The organism is Microbacterium sp. Bi128 (assembly GCF_918698205.1).
Map to the genome: position 1 here is coordinate 1 of NZ_CAKKMM010000097.1, position 12141 is coordinate 12141.

Consider the following 12141-nt stretch of genomic DNA (forward strand, 5'->3'; position numbering starts at 1 on the left):
GTGCCGACCTCACGGTCGTCTCGGTCCAGAAATGGGACGACGACGCGATCCACGCGTCCTCGCACCAGGCGCGCGTCGACCGGGATGCCAAGCTCACGCACGTCGTAGTGAGCTTCGGCGGTGGCGTCGTCCGTGTGAACCCGTCGGTCGAGCTCTCGGGCGCGGGCAGCGAGGGCCGACTGTACGGTCTGTCCTTCGCGGATGCCGGTCAGCACCTCGAGTCGCAGGTGTACATGCACCACAAGGGACCCCACACGGTCGGCGACGTGCTCTACAAGGGCGCGCTGCAGGGCGAGAGCGCGCGCAGCGTCTGGATCGGCGACGTGCTCATCGGGCACGAGGCCACCGGCACCGACTCCTACGAGGCCAACCGCAACCTCGTGCTCACCGACGGTGCGCGCGCGGACTCGATCCCGAACCTCGAGATCGAGACGGGCGACATCCAGGGCGCGGGCCACGCCAGCGCCACGGGTCGCTTCGACGACGAGCAGCTGTTCTACCTGCAGGCGCGTGGCATCGCCGAGGACGAGGCGCGACGCCTGGTCGTGCTCGGGTTCCTCAGCGAGATCGTCCAGCGCATCGGCATCCCCGAGCTCGAGACCGAGCTCACCGAGGCCATCGAGCGGGAGCTGGCCGAAGGAGCGCCGGCGTGACCGCGACGCGTGTGTGCGGTCTCGGCGAGCTCGTGCAGGACGAGGCCCGTCGGGTCGAGGTGGACGGCGTGGCGATCGCCGTCGTCCTCGACGGCAACGGCGACGTCCACGCGATCGGCGACGTCTGCACGCACGGCGACATCTCGCTGTCGGACGGCTTCGTCGAGGGCGAGACGCTGGAATGCTGGGCCCACGGCTCGGCGTTCTCGCTGAAGACCGGTCGCCCCCTGAATCTTCCGGCCTACGAGCCGGTCCCCGTGTACGAGGTCGTGATCGACGGCGACGACGTGCTCATCGATCCCGCCGTCACCAAGGCGACGGCCTGACGGCCGCGTTCGTCATCGACTCCCCGAACTACCGAGTAAGGAACACCATGTCTGTCCTCGAGATCCGCGACCTCCACGTGACGGTCGAGACGGATGCCGGCACGACCCCGATCCTCAACGGCGTGACGCTGACGCTGCGCACCGGCGAGACCCACGCCATCATGGGCCCGAACGGCTCCGGCAAGTCGACCCTGGCGTACACGATCGCCGGTCACCCCAAGTACACCGTCACGAGCGGCTCCATCACCCTGGACGGTGAGGACGTCCTCGAGATGAGCGTCGACGAGCGCGCACGCGCCGGCCTCTTCCTCGCGATGCAGTACCCGGTGGAGATCCCCGGCGTCACGGTCACGAACTTCCTCCGCACCGCCAAGACGGCGATCGACGGCGAAGCGCCGGCGATCCGCACCTGGACCAAGGACGTCAAGGGCGCGATGGAGAACCTGCGCATGGACGCGAAGTTCGCCTCGCGCAACGTCAACGAGGGCTTCTCGGGCGGCGAGAAGAAGCGCCACGAGATCCTCCAGCTCGAGCTGCTGAAGCCGAAGATCGCGGTGCTCGACGAGACCGACTCCGGCCTCGACGTCGACGCGCTGAAGATCGTCTCCGAGGGCGTGAACCGTGCCAAGGAGCAGACCGACCTCGGCGTGCTCCTCATCACGCACTACACCCGCATCCTGCGCTACATCCGTCCCGACTTCGTGCACGTCGTCGTCAAGGGCCGGATCGTCGAAGAGGGCGGCCCCGAACTCGCCGATCGTCTTGAGGAAGAGGGCTACGACCGTTTCCTCGATGCCGGTGCGCCGGTGGACGCGTAGGCTCGTTACATGACCGCAACACTCGCTCCCGAGAAGTACGACGAGGTCACCGAGGCCCTGAAGGACGTGATGGACCCCGAGTTGGGGATCAACGTCGTCGACCTCGGCCTCATCTACGACCTCGCGTGGGATGACGAGAACGACGCGCTCGTCATCCACATGACCCTGACGTCTGCGGGGTGCCCCCTGACCGACGTGCTCGAGGAGCAGACCGCTCAGGCCCTCGACAACGTCGTGGACCGCTTCCGCATCAACTGGGTGTGGATGCCGCCGTGGGGTCCCGAACGCATCACCGACGACGGGCGCGACATGATGCGCGCCCTCGGCTTCGCGATCTGAACGCCGCCGCTCGAGAAGTGCCCGTCCCGCATCGTCGGAGCGGGCACTTCTGTGTCCGCCTCTGACGCGACGATTCCTCCTCGTCGGGCTCGCTCATTAGGCTCGCGGGATGAGTGTTCCCCCGTTGACGGCCCTCCCGCTGGAGCTGCTGCGTCAGCGCTCCAGCACGAAGTGGCGTTCGTACGGTGACGACGTCATCCCGATGTTCGTCGCCGAGACGGGTTTCCCGCTCGCGCCGGCGATCACCTCGGCCCTGACGCGCGCCGTGGAGATCGGCGACACCGGATACACCCCACCCCGCCCCGGGATCGACGTCGATTTCGCCGCCTACGCGGACCGGCTGTGGGGATGGCGGCCCGATCCGTCCCGAATCCGCTGGACGGGCGACGTCATGATGGGCGTCGTCGAGGTGCTGCGGGCCGTGACGTCCCCCGGCGATCGCGTGGTGGTCACGCCGCCCGTCTATCCGCCGTTCTACGACACCGTCGAAGAGGCGGGTGCCGTCGTCGAGCGGGTGCCACTGCGCGACACGGGGGAGCGGTGGGAACTCGACCTCGACGGGATCGCCGCGGCTTTGGCATCCGGGGCCCGCGCCGTGCTGCTGTGCAATCCGCACAACCCCACCGGCACCGTGCACACGCGCGAGAGCCTGGCCGCGCTCGCGCGTCTCGCGGCGCGCTACGGGGCGAGTGTCGTCAGCGACGAGATCCACGCGCCGCTCACGCACGCTCCGGCGGTGTTCACCCCGTTCCTGGATGCCGCCCCCGAGGCGGCGGCGGTGGGGTATGCCGTGACGAGCGCGAGCAAGACGTACAACCTCGCCGGGCTCAAGTGCGCCGTCATCGTGACGGGCTCCGACGAGACGGCCGCCGTCGTACGGTCGCTGCCGTGGGAGGTCGAGTGGCGCGCGGGTCTGTTCGGCGTCATCGCCAATCGCGCGGCCTTCTCGTCCGAGAGCGATTCCTGGCTCGCCCAGCTCCTCGCCGCGCTCGACGACAACCGGCGGCTGCTGGCCGAGCTGCTCGCCGCGCACCTTCCGCTGGCCCGGTATCGGATCCCCGACGCGGGGTTCCTCGCGTGGGTCGATGTCTCCGCCTACGGGTGGGGCGACAACCCGGCGCCGTTCGTCCGCCGCGAGGCGAAGGTGGCCTTGCACCACGGTCCGCTGTTCGGCGTCGAGGGTGTGGGACACGTGCGCATCAACATCGGCTGTGCCCCGGACGTTCTGCGCGAGGCGATCGCGCGCATCGGGGCTCTGGTCGGGTAGTTCGGCGTCGCGGCATCCGACCGCTCTCGCCTGGCATCCGAGGATAGGTAAGGATATCCTTATCGGGTGAAGACAGCCACGCGTCCCGCTTACCGCCCGTACGTCGCCGTGGTGAAGGGGGCCCGCCGGCTGTCGCCGCACTTCGCGCGCATCACGTTCACGTCGCCCGACTTCGAGGTCTTCGGCACGGATCGGCGCGACCAGCGCGTCAAGCTCGTGCTCCCCGGACCGGATGGCACCTTGTGCGACATCGGGCAGACCGACCCGCAGGCGATCGACAACGGCGAGTGGTACACCCGGTGGCGTGATCTTCCCGACGAGGAGCGGATGCCGTTCCGCACGTACACCGTGCGCCGGATCGACCCCGAGGCGCTCGAGCTCGACATCGACTTCGTGCTGCACCACGACGCCGGTCCCGCAGGGGCGTGGGCCGAGATCGCGACCGCCGGTGACCGGATCATCGTCGTCGGCCCGGACGCGCGGAGCTCCGAGTCCGCGCAAGGGATCGACTTCCACCCCGGTACGGCGCAGCGCCTGCTGCTCGCCGGGGACGAGACCGCCGCCCCGGCGATCTGCGCGATCCTCGAGGGGCTCGGCGCCGGGTTCGTCGTCGACGCCTTCATCGAGGTCCCGAGCATCGACGATGCCCTTCCCCTGGCCGCCGACGACGCGCGCGTGCGGTGGTTGGCCCGCGATGACCGCCCGCACGGGGAGGCGCTCATCGAGGCCGTCGAAGCCTGGACCGCGGCATCCGGGGACGTCCTCGCCCGCGCCGCCGCGCCACGCCCGCAGGAGCTCGACGACATCGACGTCGACGTCGACCTCCTGTGGGACAGCCCCGACGACGGCGAAGGCGAATTCTACGCCTGGATCGCGGGGGAGTCGCAGACGGTGAAGGTGCTGCGGCGTCTGCTCGTGCAGGGCTGCGGCGTCGACCGCAAGCGCGTGGCCTTCATGGGCTACTGGCGCACCGGACAGGTCGAGCGCACGGCCTGAGGGATCCGGCCTGCCGCGCGGGCGGCGGGCCTTAGGCCCGCACGGTCTCCGGCTGGCCCAGGCTCTCGCTCACCGTGTGGTGCCGTCCGATCGGGATGACCATGGGGCGCCCGGTCAGCGGGTCGGGGACGACCCGGCTGTCGAGGCCGAACACCTCGCGCACCGTCTGCTCGGTGAGCACGTCGCCCGGGTCTCCGGCGGCGATCACGCGGCCGCCGGCCATGGCGACGAGGTGATCCGCGTACCGCGCGGCGAGGTTGAGGTCGTGCAGCACCATGGCCACGGTCGTTCCCCGCTGCCGGTTCAGATCGGTCAGCAGATCCAGCACGTCGATCTGGTGGCTGATGTCGAGGAACGTCGTCGGCTCGTCCAGCAGCAGCACGTCGGTCTCCTGAGCGAGGGCCATCGCGATCCACACGCGCTGTCGCTGTCCGCCGCTGAGCTCGTCGACATGGCGGTCCGCCAGGTGCGCGGTGTCGGTGGCTTCGAGGGCCCGAGCGACGGCTGCGTCGTCGGCCGAGCTCCAGCGTGCCAGGGCGCCCTGGTGAGGATGCCGCCCCCGGCTGACGAGGTCGGACACGGCGATGCCGTCGGGCGCGATGGGCGACTGCGGAAGCAGGCCGAGCACGCGGGCGACCTGTTTGGTCGGGAGCCGGTGGATGGCCTTGCCGTCGAGCAGGACCTGGCCGCGCGACGGGGTGAGCAGGCGCGCCATGGCCTTCAGGAGGGTCGACTTACCGCAGGCATTCGCACCGACGATCGTCGTCACGCGCCCCGGCGGCAGCGCGAGATCGAGGGACTCCACGATCGTCCGGTCGCCGTAGCCGAGCGTGACGCCGTCGGCGTGCAGGGTGCGCTCCGTGGTCATAGCGTGGTTCCTCCGGATCGACTGCTGGGGATCAGCAGGTAGATGAGATAGGGGGCGCCGAGCACGCCGGTGATGACGCCCACGGGGAGGCGCGTACCGAAGGCGTACTGCGCGCAGAAGTCCGCGACGAGCACCAACAGCGCGCCCACGAGGCCCGCGGGCAGGACGGGGAAGCCGACGGGCCCGAGGATCCGGACGGCGATGGGGCCGGCCAAGAACGACACGAACGCGATCGGCCCCGCCGCGGCGGTACCGAAGGCGAGCAGACCGACGGCGGCGACGATGAGCAGGAGGCGGCTGCGCTCGACGGGCAGGCCGAGGGCCGCGGCGGTCTCATCGCCCATCCGCAGGACCTCGAGACGCCGAGCGAGCACGAGGAGGACGGGGCCGAGGACGACGACTGCGAACAGCACCGGGAGCGCGCGGTCCCACGTGGCGTCGTTGAGATTGCCGGTGATCCAGCGCATCGCGGCGGGGAGGTCGTATTCCGCGGCGCGCGAGATGACGTACGACACGACCGCCTGGCACATCGCGGCCACGCCGATCCCGACCAGGATGAGCCGTGCTCCCGACCCGCCCTGCCGGTAGGCGAGCAGATAGATCGCGAGGGCGACGCCGAGCGCCGCGGCCATCGCGAGGAAGGACACCGTCGTCTCGCCGAGCCCCAGGACGACGATGCCGATGACGGCGGCGGCGCTCGCCCCCGTGTTGATGCCGATGACGTCGGGGCTGGCGAGGGCGTTGCGCAGCATCGTCTGGAACACCACACCGCCCATACCGAAGCACACTCCGGTCAAGAGGCCGGTCATCGCCCGCGGCAGGCGCAATTCGCCCACCGTGAAGGAGGCGCCGGGCACGCGCTGGCCCGTCAGGACGCCCCAGACCTCTGCGGGGGAGTAGACGGTCTGGCCCAGCATGAGCGACAGCGCGAACGCGGCGAGCACGAGCACCGACAGGATGCCGGTCACCAGGGCCCAGCGACGGCGGCGGCGGCGACGCCCGGCGGTGACGGCGGAGAGCGCCTCGGACGGGGCGGCGAGGGCGGCGGTCACAGCGCTCTCATCTTCTGTCGACGGACGAGAGCGATGAAGAAGGGGGCGCCCAGCAGAGCGGTGACGATGCCGACCTCGATCTCTTGGGGGCGGGCGACGACGCGGCCGACGACGTCGGCGAGGGTGAGGAGCACGGCTCCCCCGAGCGCGGAGACCGGGAGGAGCCAGCGGTGGTCGACACCGACCACCAGTCGGATCATGTGCGGGACGACGAGCCCGACGAAACCGATGGGTCCGGCGACCGCCGTGGCGGCGCCGCAGAGGATCACCGCGCCGCCGGAGGACACCAGGCGTGCCGTGCGGACGCGGGCACCGAGGCCGGCGGCGAGTTCGTCGCCCAGGGCGAGGGTGTTCAGCGCGGAGGCGCTGGCGAGGCAGATCACGAGACCGGCCAGCAGGAAGGGCAACACCTGGAGGATCGTCGCGGGCGTGGCGCCGCCGACGCCGCCGACCTGCCAGAACCGGAAGACGTTCATGACGTCGGTGCGCGGGAGCAGGATCGCGCTCGTGAGGGAGCTGAACGCGACCGCGGTGACGGCTCCGGCCAGGGCGAGACGCAGCGGGGTCGCGCCGCCGCGGCCGAGTGAGCCGATCGCGTACACGAAGACCGCTGCCGCACCGGCTCCGACCATGCCGACCCAGATGTAGGAGGTGGCCGAGCTGAGACCGAAGAAGGCGATACCGGTGACGATCGCGAGCGCCGCGCCGCCGTTGATGCCGAGGATCTGAGGATCGGCGAGCGGATTGCGTGTGGCGCCCTGCAGCACCGCCCCCGAGACGGCCAGGGCTGCTCCGACGAGCATGGCCAGGACGGTGCGCGGGACGCGCTTGGCCACCGCCGCCGTCGACGCCGTGTCGGTGGATCCGGTGAGTCCACCCCACACATCCGAGAGGGACACGTCGCGGGCGCCGAACGTGACCGAGAGGACGGCGGCGATCACGAGCACCACGATCAGAGCCGTGACGCCGAGGACTCGGCGCCGCCCCCAGCGACGCGGGTGTGCGTCGCCGGGGGCGGTCGGTGCCGGGGCGAGGGCGGTCATCGCGCCGTCGCGGGGCGGATCGGCATCAGGAGGCGGCCTTCTGCGCCGCGGCTCCGACGAGTCCGATGTACTCGTCGCTCAGCGGGGTTCCGATCGAGAGCGGGCTGGGGTTGGCGACCGCCGCGAGGGAGGTGTTGTCGGGCAGCATCACGACCGCGCCGGAGGCGACGGCGGGGATGCGCGACCACAGCGGGTCGGCCTGCAGCGTCGCCAGGGTCGCACTCGTGCCGTAGCCGACCATCGCGTCGACATCGGAGAAGTTCTCGATCTGCTCCGCGCTCTGGGTGAACCAGAACGTCTCGGCGTCGGTGCTGGAGGTCTCGACCGCCGAGGACGGGGTCATGCCGAACTCGCTGAGGAACATCGCACGCGGGTCCTTCAGCGAGTAGTAGCCCACCTGGCTGAGGTCGGTCGGGTCGATGTAGGTGAACAGGGTCTTCGCGCCGGCGAGGGAGGGGTACTTCGCCGCTTCGTCCGTGACGTGCTTCTCGAGGTCGGCGACCAGCTGCTGCGCCTGGCTCTCGCGGCCGAGGGCCTTGGCATCCGTGAGCGTCATCTGCTGCCACGTGGTGCCCCACGCGATGTCGGGATACGCCACGACCGGAGCGATCTTGCTCAGGGTGTCGTACTGCTCCTGCGTCATGCCGGAGTAGGCGCCGAGGATGACGTCGGGGCGGGCATCGGCGATGGCCTCGTAGTCGAAGCCGTTCGTCTCGTCCATCAGGGTCGGGGTCGCAGCGCCCAGTTCGTCGAGCTTGTCCTTGACCCAGGGGAGGAGTCCGTCGCCGTCCTCGTCGCCCCACGTGACCTTGGGCATCGCCACCGGCACCACGCCGAGGGCGAGGGCGGCCTCCTGGTTTCCCCAGCTGACGGTCACCACGCGCTGCGGCTCGGCGGGGATCGTCGTCTCGCCGAACGCGTGCTCGAGGGTGACGGGGAAGGCCCCGTCCGCGGCCGTGGAGGCCTCTTGCGCCCCGGGGGTGCCGGTGGAGCCGGCGCAGCCGGTCAGGACGAGGGCCGTGGCGGCAGCGAGCGCAGCCAGCGCGCGGAAACGGGACACAGAGGACCTCCTGCGGGTTAGGTAAGGATAGGCTTAGTTTAGATCAGATGCCGCGGGCGACCGCAAACTCGGATGCCGTTCCCCTCGTCGAACCTCTCGACGGCGAGGTAATCCCGGGCCGCCGTATACTGGGTGGCTGGCCATCATCGGCCGCCTTCCCTTTTTCTTCGACGAACGGACGTCTGCTGTGCTCGCCGTGCACGATCTCGAGATCCGCGTCGGCGCGCGCGTGCTGATGTCGGAGGTGTCGTTCCGCGTCTCCGACGGAGACAAGATCGGCCTCGTCGGCCGCAACGGCGCCGGCAAGACCACCCTGACCAAAGTGCTCGCGGGCGACCTGCTGCCGGCGAACGGCGGCGTCGACCGTGTCGGCGAATTGGGATACCTGCCGCAGGACCCCCGCTCCGGCGACCCCGAGATGCTCGCGCGCACGCGCATCCTCGACGCCCGCGGCCTGGGCTCGCTCGCCCTCGGGATGCACGAGGCCTCGATGGCGATGGGCGACGACGACCCCGCCGTCGCCGCGAAGGCGATGAAGCGCTACGGATCACTCACCGAGCAATTCGAGGCCCAGGGCGGATACGCGGCCGAGGCCGAAGCGGCATCCATCGCCCACAACCTGTCGCTCCCCGACCGCATCCTGGACCAGCCGCTGAAGGCCCTCTCGGGCGGTCAGCGTCGACGCATCGAGCTCGCGCGCATCCTGTTCTCGGACGCGCAGACGATGATCCTCGACGAGCCCACGAACCACCTCGACGCCGACAGCGTTGTGTGGCTGCGGGAGTTCCTCAAGGGGTACAAGGGCGGGCTCATCGTGATCTCGCACGACGTCGAGCTCGTGGGCGAGACGGTCAACCGCGTGTTCTACCTCGACGCGAACCGTCAGGTCATCGACGTCTACAACATGAACTGGAAGAACTACCTGCGCCAGCGGGTGGCCGACGAGGAGCGCCGCAAGAAGGAGCGCGCCAACGTCGAGAAGAAGGCCACCGCGCTCCAGCTGCAGGCCGCGCGCTTCGGGGCGAAGGCGTCGAAGGCCGCGGCCGCGCACCAGATGGTCGCGCGCGCCGAGAAGATGCTGTCGGGCCTCGACGATGTCCGTCAGGACGAGAGGGTCGCCAAGCTCCGCTTCCCCAAGCCCGCTCCGTGCGGCAAGACCCCGCTCATGGCCTCGGGACTGTCGAAGTCGTACGGGTCGCTCGAGATCTTCACCGACGTCGATCTCGCGATCGACCGGGGCTCGCGCGTGGTGATTCTCGGCCTCAACGGCGCCGGAAAGACGACGCTCCTGCGCATCCTCGCGGGCGTCGACCAGCCCGACACGGGGCAGCTCGAGCCCGGGCACGGCCTCAAGATCGGCTACTACGCCCAGGAGCACGAGAACCTCGACGTTCATCGCTCCGTGCTCGACAACATGATGTCGGCCGCCCCCGACATCACGGCGACCGAGGCGCGCAAGGTGCTCGGCTCGTTCCTCTTCGTCGGCGACGACGTCCTCAAGCCGGCGGGTGTGCTCTCGGGCGGCGAGAAGACGCGTCTGTCGCTGGCGACCCTCGTCGTCTCGTCCGCGAACATGCTGCTGCTGGACGAGCCGACCAACAACCTCGACCCCGCCTCTCGCGAAGAGATCCTGGGCGCACTCGCGCACTACGAGGGTGCCGTCGTGCTCGTCTCGCACGACGAGGGTGCCGTCGAGGCGCTCAACCCCGAGCGCGTCCTCATCCTCCCCGACGGGGTCGAGGACATCTGGGGCCGCGACTACGCCGACCTGATCACGCTGGCGTAGTCTTCGGCATCCGGATGCCGTGACCCGGCGCGACCGCGACGATCGTCGTCGGTGTGCGGCCGCGCTCAGCGCGCGTCGAGCAGGGCGTCCTCGTCGGCGGCGTCGCGATCACGCGGTCGCTTGCGCCCGCGGTGTGCGGAGACGGGGTCGAGCTTCGTCCGGGTCGGGGCGGGCGGCTCCTCGCCGCGCTCGCGAGCTTCTTCGATCTCTTCTCGGCGGATGCGGCGCTCGCTCACGATGACGTACGTGAGGAACCCGAATCCCATCAGCGCGAAGAGGATCCACTGGATCGCGTACGACAGGTGCGGACCGGGGTCGTCGCTCGGCGGATCGATCGGCAGCGGCGCTTGCGCGGGGGCAGGATCCTCGGACACGAGCAGGCCGTACGCGCCGGGCTCGAGGGGGCCCGTCTGCTCGGCGACGAGCCCGAGGTTGATCGTGGGCACCTGCCCCGTCTCGGCCGTACGGCCCGAAGCGGGGACGGGCTCGCCCGGGCGCAGACGCACCACGACCTCGGTCTCCGCGCTCGGCGGGGCGGGGATCGTGTCGGGCTCGGGCTGTCGTTCGCCCGGGGGAAGCCACCCGCGGTCGACGAGGAGGACACGGCCGTCGTTCAGCCGGAACGGCACGAGCACTTCGTACGCGGCCGACCCGCCGTGCGCGCGGTTACGGACGAGGAGTTCGTCGTCGGCGAGGTACTGCCCACTCAGGCGCACCGGGCGCCATTCATCGCCGGGAGCGAGCTCGCCATCGGGAGGGAGGAGGTCTTCGAGCGCCACGGGCGGCGCGTCGTAGTTGTCGGCGACGAGCTGCAGCTGCTCGGAGCGTTCGGCGTTGCGCGAGAACTGCCAGTTCGAGAGGAACCCGCAGGCGATCGCGAACAGGATCGCCACCCCGACGTACATCGACCAGCGGCCGGCCGCAGGCATGGTCCGCGCGCTCATGCGACGTCTCCGGCGAGAGCGGCCACCTCGACCGGGAAGTCGCGCGCGCGCAGGAACTCCCGCAGATAGCCCACGTGCTCCTCGCACGCCACCCACGTCTTACGGCGGTCCTCCGCGTGGATGCGCGGGTTGCGCCAGACGATGGCCCACTGCGCGTGCGAGCGGCAACCGGCCCGCGAGCACTCAACGGTGCCCTCGGTCACGACCGGTCGTCGCGCGGCTGTTCGAGGCGCGGGGTCTCGACGATGCGGATCACGGTCGGCGCGTCGGCGGCCGGAGCGGCGGCCGGCGATGCGGGCGCCGACTCGATCATGCGTTCCGGATTCACGGCGGGGGACACGTCGGCATCCTGACCGACGTTCGCGACGATCACCGCGAGGTAGGGCAGGAAGATCGCACCCGCGGCGAAGACGAACGTGTACCAGCCGTAGGGCGTGACGACCGCCATCGCGATGAAGCACGCGATGCGGATGCCCATCATCACCATGTATTTGGCGAAACGGGATCCGGCGTCGTCCCGGGGAGCCTGGGGGAGCGACGTCGCTGACTGAGCGCGGGGCGATGTCTTCACGGTGAGTCAAGGGTACGCCCGTCGTGTGAGGGCGGGACGCGCTTAGGAGCCGTATCGAGAAGAGTTGCTCGCCGCGATTCCGATGCCGACGAACAAGATGATGACGAACAGCACGATGAGCGCGATGCTCACCCAGCCGACGATGGTGCCGGCCAGGGCCATCCCCCGCCCCTTCTCGCCGGTGCGCTTGATCTGCGCCAGCGAGATGTGTCCGGTGATCACACCGGCGATGGGGCCGATGATCGGCAGGATCAGGAGGAATCCGGCGATGGATGCCACGAGCGAGATGATCGAGAGCGTGTTGGTGCGCACGGCGGCACCGAAGGGGGCCGCACCGTAGGGCTGGCCGTAGGCGGGGGCACCGTACTCGGGCGCGGTGGGGGCACCGTACGCGGGCGCGGCGGGGGCGCCGTAGGCC

15 protein-coding genes are annotated in these 12141 nt (G+C 70.2%); 7 read left to right on the plus strand and 8 right to left on the minus strand.

Annotation, left to right across the window (positions count from 1 at the left end; genetic code table 11):
• From LQV45_RS09600 to LQV45_RS09625, 6 genes are all read left to right on the plus strand, one after another.
• Positions 1 to 653, plus strand: a 653-nt coding sequence (locus tag LQV45_RS09600) for a SufD family Fe-S cluster assembly protein (RefSeq protein WP_230006814.1), incomplete at its 5' end; no start/stop codon positions are given.
• Positions 650 to 979 carry a non-heme iron oxygenase ferredoxin subunit gene (locus tag LQV45_RS09605; protein ID WP_138172447.1) on the plus strand — a complete coding sequence of 110 codons (330 nt, stop codon included), beginning with the start codon at positions 650 to 652 and terminating at the stop codon, positions 977 to 979. The genes LQV45_RS09600 and LQV45_RS09605, both read left to right, overlap by 4 nt.
• A 47-nt stretch (positions 980 to 1026) precedes the next feature.
• Positions 1027 to 1797, plus strand: a complete 771-nt coding sequence (sufC, locus tag LQV45_RS09610) for a Fe-S cluster assembly ATPase SufC (RefSeq protein ID WP_138172446.1) — start codon at positions 1027 to 1029, stop codon at positions 1795 to 1797.
• A 9-nt stretch (positions 1798 to 1806) separates the two neighbouring features.
• Complete coding sequence (locus tag LQV45_RS09615) at positions 1807 to 2136, plus strand: metal-sulfur cluster assembly factor (RefSeq protein ID WP_013586729.1); 330 nt, start codon at positions 1807 to 1809, stop codon at positions 2134 to 2136.
• Positions 2137 to 2245: 109 nt separating this feature from the next.
• Positions 2246 to 3403 (plus strand): MalY/PatB family protein, encoded by a 1158-nt coding sequence (locus LQV45_RS09620; RefSeq protein ID WP_230006815.1) that lies wholly within the window; start codon positions 2246 to 2248, stop codon positions 3401 to 3403.
• Between the two features lie 66 nt (positions 3404 to 3469).
• Positions 3470 to 4399: a siderophore-interacting protein gene (locus LQV45_RS09625; protein ID WP_230006816.1), complete on the plus strand. Its 930-nt coding sequence runs from the start codon at positions 3470 to 3472 to the stop codon at positions 4397 to 4399.
• A 31-nt stretch (positions 4400 to 4430) separates the two neighbouring features.
• Here the strand turns inward: LQV45_RS09625 and LQV45_RS09630 are convergent, their stop codons facing one another.
• From LQV45_RS09630 to LQV45_RS09645, 4 genes are read right to left on the minus strand one after another with little or no spacing between them, the layout of a single operon-like run.
• On the minus strand, positions 4431 to 5267 hold the full coding sequence (locus LQV45_RS09630) for an ABC transporter ATP-binding protein (RefSeq protein ID WP_230006817.1): 837 nt from the start codon (positions 5265 to 5267) through the stop codon (positions 4431 to 4433).
• A complete protein-coding gene (locus LQV45_RS09635) occupies positions 5264 to 6319 on the minus strand; it encodes an iron chelate uptake ABC transporter family permease subunit (protein ID WP_230006818.1) in 1056 nt (351 codons plus the stop codon). The genes LQV45_RS09630 and LQV45_RS09635 overlap by 4 nt, the downstream gene beginning before the upstream one ends.
• The gene (locus LQV45_RS09640) at positions 6316 to 7362 is read right to left on the minus strand and encodes an iron ABC transporter permease (protein ID WP_230006819.1); all 1047 of its coding nucleotides are present in this window, start codon (positions 7360 to 7362) and stop codon (positions 6316 to 6318) included. The genes LQV45_RS09635 and LQV45_RS09640 overlap by 4 nt, the downstream gene beginning before the upstream one ends.
• Before the next feature lie 25 nt (positions 7363 to 7387).
• Positions 7388 to 8422: an iron-siderophore ABC transporter substrate-binding protein gene (locus LQV45_RS09645; protein ID WP_230006820.1), complete on the minus strand. Its 1035-nt coding sequence runs from the start codon at positions 8420 to 8422 to the stop codon at positions 7388 to 7390.
• Positions 8423 to 8609: 187 nt separating this feature from the next.
• Between LQV45_RS09645 and LQV45_RS09650 the strand changes: the two genes are divergently transcribed.
• On the plus strand, positions 8610 to 10208 hold the full coding sequence (locus tag LQV45_RS09650) for an ABC-F family ATP-binding cassette domain-containing protein (RefSeq protein ID WP_230006821.1): 1599 nt from the start codon (positions 8610 to 8612) through the stop codon (positions 10206 to 10208).
• Positions 10209 to 10273: 65 nt separating this feature from the next.
• On the opposite strand, the gene LQV45_RS09655 is transcribed toward LQV45_RS09650, so the two are convergent.
• From LQV45_RS09655 to LQV45_RS09670, 4 genes are all read right to left on the minus strand, one after another.
• Positions 10274 to 11152: an SURF1 family protein gene (locus LQV45_RS09655; protein WP_230006822.1), complete on the minus strand. Its 879-nt coding sequence runs from the start codon at positions 11150 to 11152 to the stop codon at positions 10274 to 10276.
• Positions 11149 to 11355, minus strand: coding sequence for a hypothetical protein (locus tag LQV45_RS09660; protein ID WP_230006823.1), 207 nt, complete (start codon positions 11353 to 11355; stop codon positions 11149 to 11151). Before LQV45_RS09660 ends, LQV45_RS09655 begins: the two co-directional genes overlap by 4 nt.
• Entirely contained in the window at positions 11352 to 11723 is a 372-nt protein-coding gene (locus tag LQV45_RS09665; protein WP_230006824.1) for a DUF3099 domain-containing protein, read from the minus strand. The genes LQV45_RS09660 and LQV45_RS09665 overlap by 4 nt, the downstream gene beginning before the upstream one ends.
• A 42-nt stretch (positions 11724 to 11765) precedes the next feature.
• On the minus strand, positions 11766 to 12141 hold a 376-nt coding region (locus tag LQV45_RS09670), incomplete at its 5' end, for a DUF4190 domain-containing protein (protein WP_230006825.1).